9 protein-coding genes are annotated in these 19509 nt (G+C 38.9%); 5 read left to right on the forward strand and 4 right to left on the reverse strand.

Features of this window, described 5'->3' with window-relative positions; translation table 11 throughout:
* Positions 1-24 precede the first annotated feature (24 nt).
* From P3L47_RS04365 to P3L47_RS04385, 5 genes are all read left to right on the forward strand, one after another.
* A complete protein-coding gene (locus P3L47_RS04365) occupies positions 25-3513 on the forward strand; it encodes a SusC/RagA family TonB-linked outer membrane protein (protein ID WP_277782804.1) in 3489 nt (1162 codons plus the stop codon).
* Positions 3514-3536: 23 nt separating this feature from the next.
* Positions 3537-5030, forward strand: coding sequence for a RagB/SusD family nutrient uptake outer membrane protein (locus P3L47_RS04370; RefSeq protein WP_277782805.1), 1494 nt, complete (start codon positions 3537-3539; stop codon positions 5028-5030).
* A 111-nt stretch (positions 5031-5141) separates the two neighbouring features.
* On the forward strand, positions 5142-7523 hold the full coding sequence (locus P3L47_RS04375; protein ID WP_277782806.1) for a hypothetical protein: 2382 nt from the start codon (positions 5142-5144) through the stop codon (positions 7521-7523).
* Positions 7524-7556: 33 nt separating this feature from the next.
* Complete coding sequence (locus tag P3L47_RS04380; protein ID WP_277782807.1) at positions 7557-9710, forward strand: alpha-N-acetylglucosaminidase; 2154 nt, start codon at positions 7557-7559, stop codon at positions 9708-9710.
* A gap of 20 nt (positions 9711-9730) precedes the next feature.
* Positions 9731-11332 carry a glycoside hydrolase family 31 protein gene (locus P3L47_RS04385; protein WP_122361385.1) on the forward strand — a complete coding sequence of 534 codons (1602 nt, stop codon included), beginning with the start codon at positions 9731-9733 and terminating at the stop codon, positions 11330-11332.
* A 122-nt stretch (positions 11333-11454) separates the two neighbouring features.
* On the opposite strand, the gene P3L47_RS04390 is transcribed toward P3L47_RS04385, so the two are convergent.
* From P3L47_RS04390 to P3L47_RS04405, 4 genes are all read right to left on the reverse strand, one after another.
* On the reverse strand, positions 11455-12786 hold the full coding sequence (locus P3L47_RS04390) for a hypothetical protein (RefSeq protein WP_277782808.1): 1332 nt from the start codon (positions 12784-12786) through the stop codon (positions 11455-11457).
* Positions 12787-12917: 131 nt separating this feature from the next.
* A complete protein-coding gene (locus P3L47_RS04395; RefSeq protein WP_277782809.1) occupies positions 12918-14480 on the reverse strand; it encodes a DUF4832 domain-containing protein in 1563 nt (520 codons plus the stop codon).
* Between the two features lie 64 nt (positions 14481-14544).
* Positions 14545-16056 (reverse strand): RagB/SusD family nutrient uptake outer membrane protein, encoded by a 1512-nt coding sequence (locus P3L47_RS04400; RefSeq protein ID WP_122361387.1) that lies wholly within the window; start codon positions 16054-16056, stop codon positions 14545-14547.
* A gap of 12 nt (positions 16057-16068) precedes the next feature.
* Positions 16069-19446 carry a SusC/RagA family TonB-linked outer membrane protein gene (locus tag P3L47_RS04405; protein ID WP_277782810.1) on the reverse strand — a complete coding sequence of 1126 codons (3378 nt, stop codon included), beginning with the start codon at positions 19444-19446 and terminating at the stop codon, positions 16069-16071.
* Positions 19447-19509 lie beyond the last annotated feature (63 nt).

The following is a 19509-nucleotide window of genomic DNA, read 5'->3' on the forward strand; positions in this document are numbered from 1 at the left end:
TTTAATCTTAAAACGTTCAAAAATATGAATAATCAACGTATAGTTGTTTCCGTAAATCTGAAAAGAACTATAAAAATCATGAAATTAACCGTGTTAATGCTAACCATTTGTTTATCACAGATGGTAGCCGCAACTTATGCACAGACTGCGAAACTGAATGTTTCCGCGAAGAATGAAACATTGGAAAATGTGTTGAAACAAATAGAAAAACAGTCTGAATTTCTGTTTTTCTATAATCTGGAAGAGATTAACAAAAATGAAAAAATCTCTATTACGAAAAAGAATGCCAATATTCAAGATGTTTTGGATGCTATTGCAATGAAAACCGGTTTGAAATACACAATCAAAGACCGCCACATTGTACTGACCAACGAAACCTCGTCACCTATCATTGCATCAACACAACAGGAACGCAAGGTAACAGGTACGGTCAGCGATGCTTTCGGACCGATCACCGGAGCCAATATTATTCAAAAAGGGACAACCAATGGTACAACAACCGACATGGATGGAAACTACTCCATTGAAGTTCCGGATGGTGCTATCCTTCAAATCTCCTTTATCGGATATATTCAACAAGATATAGCCGTAAAAGGTAAAAATGTAATCAATGTTTTACTGAAGGAAGATACGCAAGCCTTGGAAGAGGTAGTCGTTGTCGGTTACGGTACAATGAAAAAGAAAGACTTGACAGGAGCTGTTGCTTCGGTAAAGATGGATGATACGCCAGTCGGTACGGTATCAACTATCAGCCATGCCCTGGCAGGTAAAGCAGCCGGTTTACAAGTTAGCGCAGTAAGTGCACAACCCGGTGGAGGAACAAACTTTCGTATCCGTGGTGCCGCTTCTGTTAATGCCAGTAACGACCCGTTGATTATCATCGACGGTTTTCCGGTAAGTGCACCTAATGAGGATAAAATCAAAACAGGCAAATACTCCAGCGGTACAACCGATAATATTCTGGCCTCTATCAACCCGAATGATATCGAGTCAATAGAAGTGCTGAAAGATGCCAGTTCTACAGCTATTTACGGAGCACGTGCAGGTAATGGCGTTATTATCGTTACAACTAAGAAAGGTAAGACCGGAACTCCCAAAGTTACTTACTCAGGAACTGCCAGTGTTCAAACTTTGGCTAATTCTTACGATATGTTGAATGCCAAAGATTATATGACTCAGTCAAACCGTTATCAGTATGAGCAATGGATGAAAGATAATAAGATCGGTGTCTATGGAGGCAAGAGTGAATCGGAAGCCTCTTCTGCTTACGTTCCCCGTTATACGGATTCCCAGATCGCCAATCCGGCAAACAACACGAACTGGTTCGATGAAATTACCCGTACAGGTTTCCAAACTCAGCATAATGTTTCCATCAATGGTGGTACCGATATGACGAAATACCTGATCTCAGGCAACTTCTTCAAACAGAATGGTGTTGTAAAAAACAACGATATGGAGCGCTATACCGGTCGTATGAACCTGGAACAAGTAGTCAGCAAATATGTAAAAGTAGGTGTAAACCTGACTTTGTCAAGAAACCAAATGAATAATGTTCCATTAGGTTCAGGACAGAATGAGAATGCCAGTATCATGGTTGCAGCAGCCCAATTTAATCCGATATTGGGTATTAGAGATGAAAACGGAGAATATATTTTAAATGACGAAGCAGCATTCCTGCCTAATCCGGTTTCGCTACTTGAAATAACAGACAAAACAACCAAAGAACGGTTACTGGCCACTTCTTTCATTGAAGTAAAACCAATCCAGGAACTGACATTGAAAGCGAACTTAGGTATTGACCGTAATTACCAGAAGCATAAAGTTTATCTGCCGAAAACAACCCTTTATGGGGCTAAAAAAGACGGACAGGCAGATATCGCCCAGTATGACAAATCCGATTATCTGTTGGAACTGACTGCCAACTATGCAAAACAATTTGGTAATCATAACCTGAACGCTTTGGTCGGATATTCTTTCCAGCGTTTTACTGACGAATCTTTATCGGCAGGTAACAGCCAGTTCCTGATCGACGGATTCCTGTATAATAACTTGGGGGCCGGTGCTTATCCGAAACCCAGTGTCGGATCTTCTGCATCCAAAGATGAAATGGCATCATTCTTCGGTCGTGTGAATTATTCATTCAAAGACCGTTATTTATTGACAGCGACATTACGTGCCGATGGGGCTTCCAACTTCGCAAAGAATAATCGTTGGGGGTATTTCCCCTCCGTAGCATTAGGCTGGAGATTTACAGAGGAAGAGTTCATGCGTCCGTTAACCAATGTGTTGTCTAATGGTAAGTTACGCTTGAGCTTCGGACAAACAGGTAATTCCAATATCGGAAACAAAGCCATTTCTTATTATAAGACAGGAAATAACAATGAATTCGGTGGAACAGAATCTGTCGGTGTCTATCTGGATCAGATGGGTAACCCGGACTTGAAATGGGAAACAACAACGGAATGGAACGTCGGTTTGGATTTAGGTTTCCTGAATAACCGTCTGAATGTAACCGCAGAATATTTCCATAAAGTTGTATCGGACTTGTTAAGCGAACGTACGTTACTTTCTTATAATGAAGTGGGTAAAATTGCTGCGAATATAGGAGAAACTCAGAGCCAGGGTCTCGAAATAACAATCAATACCAAAAACATTGACACCAAAGATTTTAGTTGGAATTCTGATTTTACATTCTCATTTTATCGCGACAAATGGAAAACCCGTGATGCATCATGGAAGCCGGCAGCCTATTCACAATATAACGCACCGATTCGTTATTATTTCGGTTATGTCTCTGACGGTTTGATCCAAGAAGGTGAAACTGTTGACTGGATGACTGGATCTGTCCCCGGACAGGTAAAGATTAAAGACCTCGATGGTTATGTCTATAACGAAGACGGAACAATGAAAGTGGATAAACACGGTATCCCGGTCAAGAGCGGTAAACCCGATGGAAAGATAGATGAAGCCGATATGGTTATTTACGGAAGTAAGGACCCTGGATATCTGATGGGATTGAACAACACTTTACGCTATAAAAACTTCGATTTCAATATTTATTTCTACGGACAGTTCGCCCTGTGGAATATCGGCTCTTATAAAGATTTGTGGTTGACCGGAGCTGATGGCATGACCGGTATCGTAAATATGTATCGTGGATATAATATGCCGGTTTCAGCAAAGGATGTTTGGGCTCATGATAATACGACGGCAACCCGCCCGGGATATTTCCAGGATAAGAGCCCTGTTTCTGCAGGTAGCACAAGTACCGGTAAGATAGGTGACTATTATTTGGAAAAGAGTTGGTTCATTCGCTGTCGTAACATTACGTTAGGATATACAATTCCGATGAAACAGTCAAAGAAAGTTTTGTCAAATATACGTGTGTATGCAGATATCAACAATCCGTTTACAATCACTCCATATAACGGACTCGACCTGGAAACAGACAACTCTGTATGGGCTTATCCGAACGTTAGAAGTTTCAGCCTGGGATTGGATATAACATTTTAATTAAAGTCTAAATTGAGAATAATATGAAAAAGTTACTATATATATTATCGGTATCGCTGGCAACGACTGCATTTTTGCCTTCTTGTACGAATCTAGAGTCAGAAATGTATGATGTAATCAACCCTAATATTTTTCCCGTCAATGAAAATGATGCCAACGCTTTGGTTACAGCTGCTGCTTATGCCCCTTTCCGCTCTAATTGGTATGACGGTCTTTTCACAGCTGCAAATGGAGGTGTCCATGTAATCGCAGAAATGACGACAGATATCGGTTATTGCCAATGGAATGATGTATGTTGGCCCGATTTGCTGGATGTAAACTTTACACCTTCATCGGATTGCCCGACGAAGATATATAAGAATTACATCAACTACATCGGAAAAATGACTTTAGCATTAGATCGTATTTCCGGCATTGAAATGAAGGAAGAGACAAAAAAGCGGCTGGAAGCAGAAGTACTCTGTGGTCGCGGTTGGTTAGGTTATATATTGTATGATTACTATGGTCCCGTACAAATCCCAACTTTAGAGCAACTGAACAATCCTTTGGCAGAACAGATCATTCCTCGTGTTTCACAGGAAGAAATGGTTACTTTCATCGAAAATGACCTAAAAGCAGCTGTCGAAGTATTACCGGCGACTTATAAATCATCAGACAGTAATTACGGACGTTTCACAAGAGGTTTGGCATATACGGTATTAATGAAATTGTATATGCATGAAAAAAACTGGGCTAAAGCAGAAGAATGCGGACGGGAACTGATGAAACCCGAATATGGATATGGCTTGGTAAATAACTACAAGGATATTTTTACACTGGAAAATGAAGGTAATGTAGAAACGATCTGGGCTGCCATTTGCAGTAGTAGTGTAAACCAGCAACTCTGGCAAGCCCATGTTCTCTCCAGTCAGTATCCGACAAAAAATGAAAGTATTCAAAAATGGGGTGGTTACCGTGTTTTATGGGATTTCTATGACACCTTCGATAAGAATGATAAACGATTGGAAGTTCTGGTCGGTGAATTTGTAGGAACAGACGGAAAGCTTTATAACAAAGAAAATCCGGGTACAGTATTACAAACAGGCGCTATGCCGGTTAAATACGGGGAAGATCCTGCAGCAACAGGTGAGGAGAGTCAGATTGACTGGATTGTATATCGTTATGCGGATGTCATTACTTTATTATCTGAAGCAATTGTCCGCAAAGGTAATGCTGTCACACAAGAGGCTGTCGACTTATTGAATATGGTTCGTTCACGTGCTGGCATTTCTACTTATACTCTTTCCGATATCAAAGGTGTCGACGATTTTCTGGAAAAAGTTCTGGAAGAACGTGGTCATGAACTTTGGTTTGAAGGGGCACGTCGCACAGATTTGATCCGTTACGGTAAATATATCGAATACGCCCGCAAATACAGAGGATCTGTGACAGCTCAGGATTATATGAACCTGATGCCGCTGCCTCAGTCCGTTATTAATGAAAGTAAGGGTACTGTGATTCAAAATCCGGGTTATTGATAGTAGTATTATCGATAACTAATTAATTTTGTAAGATCTTTGTGCAGTATTGTCAGAAATAATAATGCTGCATAAAGATCTTTTTATTTTACTATGATAAACATTGTTCACATGCGAAAAACACAACTGTTATTTATTTGTTTTTTTATTTTGTCGACTGTTCTATCAGCCCAGACGAATCTGAAAAAAGCGAATTGGGAATGGAATATTTCCCAGGATGGATTGTCCCGACAATTGATTTTTAAAGGAAAACAAAGTAACGACACAATACCATTTTTTTCAGGTAAAAAGAATGATGGTCCTTCTTTTTATGTCCGGATGGATGGAAAAGAATATAAAGCGGAATGGATACCTAACGGATATGCTTCTTTCCGGACTTCACTTTTTGGTGTAAAATGTGAATTAACCTATCGGGAATATAAGTCGGTTCCCACGATAGAAGTGAAGCTTCATAATTCCTCTGCCGTTCCTTTTCAACCTGAAAAAGCCGGACTAAAACTGGGTGTCGATACCTATATGGATAAATACCCGGATTGGTTCGGCAAATATTTTCCGACGCTAATGCGTTGTGAGAAAACGCATTTTTATGGTTATTTACAAACTCCCTCCGAACATACGCTCGGAATTGTCTCGGAACAACCGATAGCTTCCTGGAGTGTCGATTACAATCTTGGCTATATGGATCCGCCTCCCCATTGGTTTATGGGACACCGTATTGAATCCTTAAACCTGGATTTAATGAACGAACTTCCGCTACCAGACCGAAATCCCCAAAACTTATATGAACTGAAACAAGGTGAAACAAAAACATGGTTGATTTCATTCATAAATATCGGTACTTTGGATAACCTGGAGTCTGAAATCACACGTACATATGCTCTTCCTCTTCTGAAAATAGAACAAACCACCTATCAACCCGGTGATAAAGCCAGTTTCGAGGTCTACGCAACATCTCCTGAGATTCAAATCATCGACGATAAAGGTAAAATATTGCCGGTTTCAGTAAGACAATCAGGTAAAGGGAAATCTGAGGTTACTTCCATATTGCCGGAAACGGGATTATACACTGTTACTGTTACAGATGGCGAGAAACAATCCGAAGCCATTCTCTTTGCACGTCATTCCTGGCAATGGGTTATGGAACAGGCGCGTTTAGCCACTCTTAAATATCATCAGAAAGCCACAACGCATGCAGAAAGCTGGTATGGTTTCTATTCGGCATTTCTTGCAGCACGTTATTTTCCCGATCAAAAGTTGGATAAACAAGTCTCTCTACGTTTCAACTACCTGTTTGACCTATTACACGATTCTGTAAAAATGGAACCTAAACATTATGCATCCCGGATTCAGAATACATCCACGACAATCGGAATGCTGGTAGATAAATATGAGGCTCAAAAAGATATTAATGACCTGAATAAAGCAGCCTTACTGGCAGATTGGATGATCCGCTTTTCTCAACGCGAGGACGGAGCTTATTATAATCATGGGACTATCTATACCAGTGTTATTTATGTGGCAAAAAGTATCCTGGAACTGGCTTTGGCAGAAAAAGAGTTAGCTGAAAAGGACCCAGTGTGGAAAGATGCGTACAACCGTCATTATACTTCAGCCAAGCGGGCAATTGATCAGCTAGTCGCTTCCCAGGGAGATTTCCAGACAGAAGGAGAGTTGACTTTTGAAGATGGCATGATATCTTGTTCAGCCCTTCAAATAGGGATGCTTGCCGTTCTCGAAAAAGATGGCGGACTACATAAACACTATACGGATGCCATGCTGAAAATTCTGAACAGTCATGATTGCCTGACGCAACTACGGGTTCCGGATGCCCGGAGAAGACAGGGAACCATGCGTTATTGGGAAGCCCAGTACGATGTACAAATGTTACCGAATATGTTTAATTCCCCTCATGGCTGGAGCGCATGGCGTGCTTATGCAACTTACTATGCATATCTCCTAACCGGTGAAGAGAAATGGTTGATGCAGACATTTAATGCAATGGGAGCCTTTTCCAATTTGCTTGATTACAAAACCGGAGATTTACGCTGGGCTTTTGTTGTCGATCCACATCTTAAGGTAGAACAGGCTTGTAGCGCAGATACGCATTATACGGCAGATTCCCTGAGCTTCGGTAATCCGCATCCGCGTTTATATGAAACCCGTCAATTTGTGATAGGAGAACAGTACGTGAATATGATTAGCGATTGGCAAACGGTCAACACACAGGATAATGATGTGCATGAGTTATTTAAGTGCATAGGAGAGACAGTCCTTACCAACGCCTTTATCATAGAACGTCCGGACGGTTCTGTAAAAGGATACAATTGCGATGTAAAACGAAAAGGAAACGCTTTAGAGGTATCTTCCTTTGAAAAACAAATCGTACATTTACACTGCAATTTAAAACAAGCCTGTCAGGTAAAGTTTAAGCCATTTAAAGGGAAGAACCTGGAAAAAACGATACAGGCAGACTTCTGTGACTGGATTTTTTAATTTTCCTAAAATCTAACATATAATTTTCCATCTATGAAAGGTATATATATTTTTTGTTTGTTATTTCTTTCTTTCATTATGAAGGCAGTTTCCCCTATCGATGGACTACTGGAACGCATTGATAAAGGGGCTTCACGCAAATTCATCATTGAGCAGATAAAATCGCCTGTCGATTTTTTTGAACTCGATCAAAAAGACAATAAAATTGTTATACGAGGAAACAATTATGTCAGTATTGCAACCGGTATAAACTGGTATCTGAAATATTATGTAGGGATTCATCTCTCATGGAATGGCATGCAGGCTAAACTACCGGAAGTTTTACCGGCAGTCTCTAAAAAAGAACGCCATGAGACAGAAATGAAATATCGCTATGATTTCAACTACTGTACTTATTCGTACACCATGGCCTTTTGGGACTGGGAACGCTGGGAAAAAGAAATTGACTGGATGGCATTGCACGGCATTAATTTGCCACTGGCAATGGTAGGTACGGATGGTGTATGGTATAACGTGCTGAGTAAATTAGGATACAGTAAAGACGAGATTAACGAATTTGTTGCCGGTCCTGGCTTTCAAGCCTGGTGGCTGATGAATAACCTGGAAGGATGGGGAGGTCCTAATCCGGATAGTTGGTATAAACAACAAATAGCTCTTCAACAGCGTATTTTAAAACGAATGCGTGAATATGGTATTGAACCTGTACTTCCGGGTTACTCTGGTATGGTTCCTCATAATGCAAAGGAAAAACTAGGATTAAATGTATCTGATCCGGGCTTATGGTGTGATTATCGCCGACCGGCTTTTCTGTTGCCGACCGATCCCCGTTTTCACGAAATAGCATCACTCTATTATAAAGAGATGAACAAACTCTATGGTAAGTCTAATTTCTACAGCATGGACCCGTTTCATGAAGGGGGTAGTGTTGCCGGAGTAAATCTGGATGCTGCCGGGAAAGCAATCATGCAAGCCATGAAAAAGAATAATCCGAAAGCTGTTTGGGTAGCTCAGGCATGGCAAGCTAATCCTCGCTCTCAAATGATAGAAAACCTGAAAGCCGGTGATATGATCGTTTTGGACCTGTTTGCAGAAAGCCGTCCTCAATGGGGAGATCCTCAATCCACCTGGTATCGAAAAGACGGGTTCGGACAACACGACTGGATTTATTGTATGTTGTTGAATTATGGGGGTAACGTCGGACTACATGGAAAGATGAGCCACGTGATCGATGAATTTTATAAAGCCAAGGGAAGTCCTTTCGGAAAAACACTGAAAGGCGTGGGTATGACCATGGAAGGTAGCGAGAATAATCCTGTCATGTTCGAATTGCTTACAGAGCTTCCCTGGCGTGCTGAGAAATTTGATAAAGATCAATGGGTAAAGAATTATGTATTTGCCCGCTACGGAAAGACAAACAAGACAATAGAAGACGCTTGGATATTACTAAGTAATTCGATCTATAATTGCCCGCCCGAGAATGTGCAGCAAGGAACGCACGAATCTATTTTCTGCGCCCGTCCTTCTGAACATCCTTATCAGGTATCCAGCTGGTCTGAAATGAAAGATTATTATGATCCCGAAGATGTAATTCATGCTGCAGCTATGATGGTTTCTGTAGCTGACCTGTTTAAGGGGAATAATAACTTTGAATATGATCTGGTAGATATTGTTCGTCAAGCTATCGCTGAAAAAGGGCGAAGGATTGAAAAAGTAGTTGAAGCAGCCTATATCTCCGGAGACAAGTCTCTTTATAAAGTGTCCACAGATCGCTTTCTGACATTGCTCCTGTTACAAGACGAATTGTTAGGAACGCGTCCGGAGTTCAAGGTGGGTAACTGGATCCAACAAGCACGTTCTATCGGTCATACACCTGAAGAGAAAGACCTCTATGAGTGGAATGCGCGGGTACAGATCACAACATGGGGAAACCGGAATGCCGCAGACGACGGAGGTCTAAGAGATTATGCCCACAAAGAATGGAATGGTATCTTAAAAGATTTTTATTACATGCGCTGGAAATACTGGTTCGATTATCAATACCAAAAACTGGAAGGAAATAATCCCGAAGAGCCGGATTTCTACGTATTGGAGGAACCTTGGACTAAAGATACTAGTTTTTATCCTGCAAAGTCGGAAGGAGACTGTATTTCAACTGTAAAACGTATCTTTGCAAAAGTATTCGAATAAAAACTTTAAATAATAACACTATGCATTTAAGAAAGACACTTCTTCTAGCCTTCCTGGCTGTATGTTTTACATTGTCATGTTGGGCCGGAAGTAAATATGAATCGAAAATCACTTCTTTGGAAGGTGAAAAATGGTGGGGAGGTATGGTTGGCTTAGGCTCTCAAATGCCTTTTAAAGACAACGTCCGTCTATTTGATCTAGCCTCTGAAAACCTGAACAATCAGAATGTACCTCTTCTTTTATCTTCTGAAGGAAGATATATCTGGAGTGACAAACCATTTTCTTTCAAGGTAGAGAACGGTAACCTGCAAATATTTTCAGATTATGAAAATCTGGAACCCGTATTAGCCGGTAATACATTGAAAGATGCCTATTTGGCAGCATCAAGTAAATATTTTCCCGCTTCGGGAGAGTTACCCGACTCTCTATTTTTCTCTATGCCGCAATATAATACATGGATTGAACTGATGTATAATCAGAATCAAAAAGATATTTTAAAATATGCAGACAATATATTAAAGAATAAATTTCCGGTAGGAGTTTTCATGGTAGACGATAATTGGCAGAAACATTACGGTAATTTTGAATTCAAGCCAGAACGTTTCCCGGATCCGAAAGGAATGATCGACCAGTTGCACAAAGACGGATTCCGTATTATGTTATGGATCTGCCCGTTTGTAAGTCCGGATAGCCCTGAATTTCGCGAGTTACAGCAAAAAGGATACCTGATCAAGAAGAAGGGAACTAAGCAAGCCGCTATAATTCCCTGGTGGAATGGATACAGTGCTTGTTATGACTTGAGTAATCCGGCTGCAGCAGAACATTTGAAACAGCAGTTACGCAATATGCAGACGCAATACGGTGTCGATGGTTTTAAATTCGATGCAGGTGATATCGGTCATTATAATGATCCGGAACTAGAGTTTTATGATAAAAAGGCAACATCAGTCGACATGTGCGAATATTGGGCAAAGATAGGGTTAGATTTTCCGTTCAATGAATACCGTGCCGGTTGGAAAATGGGTGGACAGGCTTTGGTTCAACGCTTGGGTGATAAAGATTATTCCTGGAATGCCGTAGGACTTCTTATACCTGATATGATCGCTGCCGGATTATTAGGATACGCATACGCTTGTCCCGATATGATTGGCGGAGGCCAGTTCGGTTCTTTCCTGGGGGTAGATCAGACCAAACTGGATCAGGATTTGATCGTTCGTTCCTGCCAGGTTCACACATTAATGCCTATGATGCAGTTTTCTGTAGCTCCCTGGCGTATTCTCGATGAAAAACATCTGGCTATTTGCCGTGAATATGCCCACTTACATGAGAAAATGGGTAGTTATATCCTGGAACAAGCCCGCAGGTCCGCACAAACAGGTGAGCCTATTCTCCGCCATATGGAATATGCGTTCCCCCATCAGGGATTCGTGGATTGTAAAGACCAGTTTATGCTGGGAGATAAATATTTGGTAGCTCCAATCCTGACCAAAGAACATACTCGTAAAGTAATGTTACCCAAAGGGCAATGGAGAGACGATACAGGTAAGAAATTTCGTGGACCGAAAACAATAGAGGTGGAGGCCCCGCTGGAGAGATTGCCTTGGTTTGAGAAGATCAAATAAAATAAAAGGGACTGCCCGAAAAGTAACTCTTCGTTCTTGAGATTTGAAATCAATCTTAAATAAATAGAGCCGAAATACTTTTTAGACAGTCCCTTTTTATCTATAATATACAAAACAAATATTTATAATTGTACAGAAGTAATAGAAGCCCATCCGTTCAAAATATTATCAGACGGTAAAGACAAAATTATTCCTGGTTGGTTCTTTTTTGTGCTATCTGTTATTCCAACACATAAATAATAATTCCCCGAAGATAGCTCATCCGGGACTCTAAAAGATGAAGTATAAGAATAATTTTTTCCTTTCAACCAATCAGAAGGTTCAACATTCACATCAGTATAAACAAATTTAACTTCTTTAGTCAAAGGATCAAGCAAACTAAAACTTACCTGATATTTATGATTCCAGTTCGGATGACGATTAGGCAAAACTCCTACACCGAAATTAGTCCATACATGTTCAATTTTTAAAGAGTTTTTATCTTGCTGAATCTTTATAGTTAACGGATAAAGTCTGTATCCTCCCAACGTAATAAACTTTTGAACCGGGTCAGGCAACTTCTCAATCCAAAACTTACATTGAGCTGGTACTCTTAAATCATATGTATTAGAGTGAGATACCAAAGCATCTTCCACACCGACAGTCAACGCTTCGCTAAAATTATTTATATTAAAACGTTTTTCTTCTTTAAAATAATCATGATAATTGGTTGTATCAGTTGGAGAGTTAAACCAATAACATCCTTCACCAATGAATGCTTTATCAGGGAACAGTTCATTCAGCATTTTTCTTTCTTCGTCATCAAACCAAAAACTGCCAATGCCATCACGTCGTGGAAGAAATCCCAATTTATCATATACTAAAGGTTTACTGTATTTATAATCGGCAAAAGACAAATTCATGACAGTTAAAATCCTTTTAAAGTTATTTGCATATTCTTCTGTCACTCTTCTCATAACATATTCTCTGTTCCTCTCATCTTTAAGGGTCACACCATGCCCTTCTCCCCATCGTCCTAAACCATAAGCATCAACAAAATCAACAATATCCGGATTATCATACTCTTTTGCAAATGCCCGGATAAAGTTTGTCAATTTTTCAAGAAAAACCGGATCATCATAATAAGGTTGTTTGTCATTCTCTAAAGACATGGGGGGATCCAGCGTTGACTTACATCCTGCTTTATACACAAAATCAGGAACTCCATTATCAAAGAAAATCCGAAATGCTAGTTTTAATCCACGATCTTTAGCTTTCCTGATATAATTTTTATAAGCTTCATTGTGAATCCAAGCATACCGGCCTTCCTCTGGTTCCATGACATTCCATAAAACGCGGATGTACAAAATATTTGAATATGCTGAAGCATTTACAGCATCCATCTCTTCCCAAAATATTTCAGGTGTATAGGGATTATTCTTTCCTCCATTAAAAGACCATCCTTCCTCATACATAACCCACCCCATTGCCGGATTCCTTAATACGCTAACTGTATCAGGTTTGAAAGATATAGATACAGTCTTATGGTTGTTGCAACCGGAAAAAGAAAACAATATGGATGAGAGAATTAGTATATAATAAAATTTCATAATACAATTTCCGATAATATATTAATCCCATATTTTTTATCTTTTGAAATCCACCAGCCGACGTTACCGTTTGCACAACGGATTGCAAAACGATTATCATATTTTAAGCGCTCGGAACCGTCCGGAATCCAAAGTCCAAGGCGATACGTACCTTTACTTAAATCAGCCGGAATTTTCAGGTCGCTCTTCACTTTATGTACAAGAGGGCTACACAGACTATCCCCCGGTTGATAGGGTTGCCAGGTATTTACATCCGCATTAGTCAGACTTGTATAACAAACATTTTCGGCTTCATCAATCAGAACCAGATAAACTGGGTGTTCATTAAACAATGTAGAAAAACCCCGATTAATCAAAGATATTTCAACAGAATTCAAATCTGTAAATGACAGAATGGAAGGAGCTGTCATTTCCTGTAATTCTATCCTATATCCTAAATGATCACGGATATAGTCAAATACATTTCGTTCCGCTGGGGATCCGTCTTTTTTCTTAAAATACGCATCCGAAACTGGCATCTTATTCTCTTTAAGGAAAGTCCTATCTACAGGAGTCTCTTTCCAATACATCATTGAATATTTATCAGGAGCTCCTCTTTCTTTATAATTATGTATTGCACTCAAGGAAGTGTAATGTTGCAAAAATAGTTGTCTTGCTGTTTTCATTCCATCTATAATCCAACCGGGTTCCGGATTATCAGGTCCTTTATTTACACTCCAATTTCCCCAAGGTAACTCCCCATCTACAGGAAGATAAGGAGATTCCCTCACAATTTGATTAAAAAATTCTGTTCCTTCGTGCATACCTCCATCCCACTTATGCGGATCGACAATAATGAAATCATCATGAAAAGAGATCCTGCTATATGCCTTCTCATTCTTTTTCAGAAGATTTTTGTAAGAGGGGACTCTCACTTGTAGCTTTCTATTTTCAGGTGTCATACACAATATATTTTCAAGTATGATCCGTTTTGTCTCTTCAGATTGTTCCAAACCATGAAAAGAACTATGCCATTCTCCCCAGGCTCCAATCATTCCTGCTTGTACGACCTGAATAACATCTTTATTTTTTTCAAGAAATGGTTTTAATTGTTCTGTGTGACAAATGATATCTTCTAGTGTTGGACCAGTTTTCACACGTCCCATAAAATCTGTTTCATAAGCAAAGCGTAAAACAGATTTTTTCCCCAATTTACGCAGCTTATAAAAAAATGTATCCATTACCTGGAAATTTTCGTCTGTAAGTTCTTTACCCACCATTCCGGTCAGATAAAAATAAGTTTGTACCAAAGAAACACTATCTGAAGCATACATTTCAGACTGTTCTTCTAGATAGGAAGTAATATCAGGATATTTCTCCGGTTCCCAAACATAATTTTTGTCAGCAATATCCACTGCAACTTCTAACCGGAAACCACGTTCAGGATTGTATAGCCCTTCTAGACCGGTAGAATCATCAGCATAAATACCTTGATAATAAACAGTCCGTCTTGTATTTGTCTTACATGCTGATAATATCGTTATGATGACTAGTAAAAGGAATGTTTTTGTGTATTTCATGTTTTTTTATTTTAGTAAAATCCGATAATCATTAAAATAATAATTATCGGATTTTTGTTTAGAATTAATAACCAGGATTTTGTTCTATCTGTCCTTTACCTTCATTAATTACACTTTGAGGTAACGGTATACGCTCATAATTTTTATTTACTAAAGTCGTTTGTCCTACTACCTGACACTTGTGTTTAATTGCATCAACATATGATCCATCACGAATTAAATCTTGACGGCGGCAACCCTCAAAGAATAATTCATGGCCTCTCTCTAATAACAATTTATCCAAAAAGTCACGTGTATTCGAAAAATCTGATCTTTGATATTCAGACAAACCTGCTCTTTTTCTGATTTCATTCAACCAATAAAGGGCTTCATCTGTTATCATATTTTGATTACGAACCATTGCCTCAGCATACAATGTAACAGCATCTGCATAACGATATATGATATAATCAGTTTCACTATTTTCCCCTTGAGTACCTACAAAGTCATAGCAGTCATATTTACAGGGAATTGCACCATAATACAATAATTTATCGCTTGAAACTTTATCATTTACTTCGCTATGAGTAGTTCCATCTGTTCCTGTATATGCATAAATAATAGTTTCCAAACGTTTGTCACCCGGTTCAAAAGTATCGAAGAAATCCCAAGATATTTTGTATCCATTCCACTTTGTCAAAGTTTCAGACCCAGGAAAATCATTTGGTAATACATGAGGATGCCATTTATGCTCTTGCGTTCCACGCAAACAATTAACCGCCCAAATTGTCTCCGCATTTTTCTCATTTGCCAATTTAAAAATACTTGCATAATTAGGTTCCAATTTATACCCATATTCAGCTTTTGTCAGTTCACGTCCTAGTTCCTCTGCCTTTGCCCACTGTTGGGTTTGCATATAGAATTTTAATAAAACCATGTTACACAATCCTTTTGTAAAACGTCCATACTCTGAACTTTCTTTTGCATAACTATAAGGTAGAACTGATGCTGCAGCAGTAAGTTCTGTTACAATGAAATTCTGCATTTCTTCTTCAGACAAACGTGGAATAATCTGCTCTTCCAACGGCTTTTTCAAGGTTTCAATATCAGCAATAGGTATTGGTCCATATAAGTCCCACATCGAAAAAGCCAGCCAACCACGAGCACAGTGTAATTCTGCCAGATATTTATTTTTTACATCATCCGATAAATCCATCTTTTCAATACGATCGATAGTCATGGTAATTTTTCCCATATATTTTGCCCATCGCCAATGGTTATCATTATAACTGTTTCCCACACTCCATCGATTATAAAGAATCGGTTCCCAACCGCGCCAAGTACATTCTCCATAATCTGACATTAGATCTGAAACTAGCAATACTCCTGTCGCTATGTTAAACATGCCATCATAGCCATTGTTCATAAATACACTATATGCATTTCCTGTCACCAAAGCTTCTGCATCACTTTCTGTTGTTGGGAATATTCCTCCATTAATAGAATCATATATTTCTGACTCCAACTCGCAACTGGTAAGTCCAAGTGAGAAAGCAGTAATTACTCCACCAAGCAAATAATATTTTATATTCTTCATCTTACTTTCTTATTAAAACGTTACATCAACTCCAAAACTAAAACTTGTCACATTCGGATATGAATATTGATTTCCTTCTGTTTCAGGATCCAATCCATTCCAGTTTGTTATTACAAACGGATTATTTACATCTGCATACACTCGAATACTATTCAATATATTTTTGGACACAGGAATTGTATATCCTAAAGTAATATTACGACAACGAATATAAGAGATCTTCTTATAGAAATAGTCTCCTGTACCATTGTCACCGACATTGAAAATATTAGGATAGATAGCTCTTTGATTATCATGTGTCCATGTATCCATATATCCTTTAGAAGCGTTACGCCCCTGTGTCAAACCATATCCCATAGTTGCCCATGAATCATAATAACTGGCTCCTTTTATTCTGTTAGCTTCACCATAGAAATAAATATTAAAATCAAAGTTTTTATAACGCAATGTATTATTGAAACCAAAAATAAGCGCAGGATCTTCAGAACCTAATAAAATTTTGTCCTCATCATTCAGGATACCATCATTATTTCGGTCAATTAATTTAACCTGTCCAGGTAGCAATGCTGCCTGATGAGCTGGAGCCTTTTCCCCCGGTTGCAATAATCCATTTGATTCATACGCAAATATTGGACGAATCCAATCGTTTACACTTTCATAAGCGGCAGGTTTCCAATTTGGATCACGTTCTTTCCAACGATCGCGATAAAAAGATAAAGTTACATCTGTTGCCCAACTCCAATCACGTGTTGAAATATTCACAGAATTTAAAGTAAATTCAAAACCTTGACTTTTTGTTTCACCAATATTAGAGGCAATCGTTGTGACTTCATTATAAGATGGCAACGATTTCTCTTTTACCAATAAGTCTGAAATTGTTCTATTAAAATATTCAACGGTAGTTGATAAACGATTATCGAAGAAGCCTAAATCCAAACCAACGTTAAATTCTTTTGTTGTTTCCCAAGTCAGTAACGGATTACCTAACTGGGATGCATAAACTCCGGTATAGGATGCATTGCCAAATACATTATTAAAACCAGTATAAAACAAGTCCATCGTGCGGTTTCCCACATTTGAATTACCTGTCTGGCCATAACTAACTCTCAGTTTACCATTCGACAAAACAGTATTCATGCTTTGCATAAATGCCTCATCGCTAAAACGCCATCCTGCAGAAACAGAGGGGAAATAACCCCAACGATGATCCGGATCGAAGTTAGAAGCACCATCTGCACGTAATGTTGCAGTTAGCAAATATCGTCCCAAATAAGAATAATTGATACGTCCGAAATAAGAACCTAAAGCAGATTTTTCAGCACTTGAACCAACAGAAGGCTTGGCATAATTACCGGCTCCCAAATTATTATACAAAAACGAATCAATCAGAAAATCCTGATTTCCGGCAGAAACAGATTCATAATTAAACTGTTGATAAGAATATCCCAGTAAAGCCGTCAAACTATGGTTACCAAAATCTTTGGAGTAAGTAGCAGTTAAATCCATCAAATAATCATTACGATCGGATTGATTAATATTTGCCTGTCCATTGGCTTGTAGACCATACATGGTTGTTTTAGGCAAATAAACTTTTCTTTTTTCATACTGACGGTCTATACCCACATTGGCCCGCAACAATAATCCTTTTATTGGTTCAACCTGTACATATCCAGATGCTAAGAGACGATCTTTAACACTTTTATCTGTAATCTCTAACAACGAGACTGGATTTGGAGTTTGTGTAAAATAAGGATTCACTGAATAATTTCCTTCTTCATCATAAATTGGTAAATTAGGATTAAACATTGCAGCAGCAGACAGAATACCTGCATTTTCAAACTCTCCTTTTCCCAAGGGTACATTATCTAGTGTATTACGATTGATATTCAAAGAGATTCCAGCCTTTACATATTTTGAAATCTGTTGATCCAGGTTGATTTTACCAGTGAAACGTTCCAAATCATTATTTTTTACTATACCAGCTTGATTCATATAACTTAATGATGCCATATATTGTGTACTTTCAGTACCTCCGTTTACAGATACATTATGAGAATGCATCATTCCAGTACGAGTCACAGCATCAAACCAATCTGTATTTCCAGCATTTGCAATATCAGCTTCGCTATAAGTAGGAACATACTCCGGAGCTATATGACCATCTGCTACAGATACATAGCCCTTATAAACATCTAGCCCATTCGATTTTAAATAATCCTCATAAGTGTAACGGTTATATTGTTGCATATATTCAGCTCCACTCAATGATTTATATCCATTTTTCATATTTTGAATAGAAACATTACCTGAATATCTGACCTGAGCCTTTTGAGCCTTACCACGTTTAGTTGTTACAATAATGACTCCATGACCAGCGCGAGAACCATAGATAGCTGTTGAACTTGCATCTTTTAATATCTCTATAGATTCTATATCATTAGGATTCAATGAAGCCAATACATTATCTGTAGAGCCTGCGTCATAACGAGTTCCAGATCCCAAAGAACTTCCTGATGAGACAGGAAAACCATCAATAATAATCAGTGGGTCATTACCTGCTCCTGTTGACGCGGCTCCACGAATACGAAACGTTGAACCACCACCAACTTGCGCACTATTTTGAGTTACTTGCAGTCCTGAGGCTTTACCTGCTAGAGCATGACTAACTGTCGAATAAGTATTAATCGGAGTGTCATCCATACTAACAGAAGAAATAGCTCCTGTCAAATCTCTCTTTTTCTGCACACCATACCCTACAACAACTACTTCCTCCAGTGCCTGTGTATCTTCCTTCAGCAAAACATTAATCACATTTTTGCCTTTAACAACAATCTCCTGCTGAATATACCCTATAAAAGACACCTGTAACGTAGCGCCGTCCGACACTTCGATGGAGTAATTACCATCCATGTCGGTTGTTGTACCATTGGTTGTCCCTTTTTCGATGATATTGGCTCCGGTGATTGGACCGAAGGCATCGCTGACTGTACCGGTCACCTTCCTAGTCTGCAGTGTTGAAGCAGTGATAGGCAATGACTTTTCGTTAGTCAGGACAATGTGACGGTCTTTAATAGTGTATCTCAAACCGGTCTTATCTGCGATAGTGTCCAGTATATCCTGGATATTGGCATCCTTTTTCGTAATAGAGATTTTTTCATTTTTGTTAATCTCTTCCAGATTATAGAAAAACAGAAATTCAGACTGTTTTTCTATTTGTTTCAACACATTTTCCAATGTTTCATTCTTTGCAGAAACATTCAGTTTCGCAGTCTGTGCATAAGTTGCGGCTACCACCTGCGACAAGCAAATGGCTAGCATTAACACGGTTAATTTCATGATTTTTATAGTCTTTTTGAAGGTTACAAAAACAACTATACGTTGATTATCCATACTTTAATTGTTTTAAGATTAAACACATTTTCCACGGCAATGGAAATTTAATTGAATCACACA

It is taken from the genome of Parabacteroides chongii (assembly GCF_029581355.1).
Lineage (GTDB): Bacteria > Bacteroidota > Bacteroidia > Bacteroidales > Tannerellaceae > Parabacteroides > Parabacteroides chongii.

What these genes read in the sequence shown, in the direction of transcription:
- P3L47_RS04365 (WP_277782804.1), top strand. Translation starts at nt 25, where the DNA reads ATGAATAATCAACGTATAGTTGTTTCCGTAAATCTGAAAAGAACTATA.
- P3L47_RS04370 (WP_277782805.1), top strand. Translation starts at nt 3,537, where the DNA reads ATGAAAAAGTTACTATATATATTATCGGTATCGCTGGCAACGACTGCA.
- P3L47_RS04375 (WP_277782806.1), top strand. Translation starts at nt 5,142, where the DNA reads ATGCGAAAAACACAACTGTTATTTATTTGTTTTTTTATTTTGTCGACT.
- P3L47_RS04380 (WP_277782807.1), top strand. Translation starts at nt 7,557, where the DNA reads ATGAAAGGTATATATATTTTTTGTTTGTTATTTCTTTCTTTCATTATG.
- P3L47_RS04385 (WP_122361385.1), top strand. Translation starts at nt 9,731, where the DNA reads ATGCATTTAAGAAAGACACTTCTTCTAGCCTTCCTGGCTGTATGTTTT.
- P3L47_RS04390 (WP_277782808.1), bottom strand. Translation starts at nt 12,786, where the DNA reads ATGTATGAGGAAGGATGGTCTTTTAATGGAGGAAAGAATAATCCCTAT.
- P3L47_RS04395 (WP_277782809.1), bottom strand. Translation starts at nt 14,480, where the DNA reads ATGAAATACACAAAAACATTCCTTTTACTAGTCATCATAACGATATTA.
- P3L47_RS04400 (WP_122361387.1), bottom strand. Translation starts at nt 16,056, where the DNA reads ATGAAGAATATAAAATATTATTTGCTTGGTGGAGTAATTACTGCTTTC.
- P3L47_RS04405 (WP_277782810.1), bottom strand. Translation starts at nt 19,446, where the DNA reads ATGGATAATCAACGTATAGTTGTTTTTGTAACCTTCAAAAAGACTATA.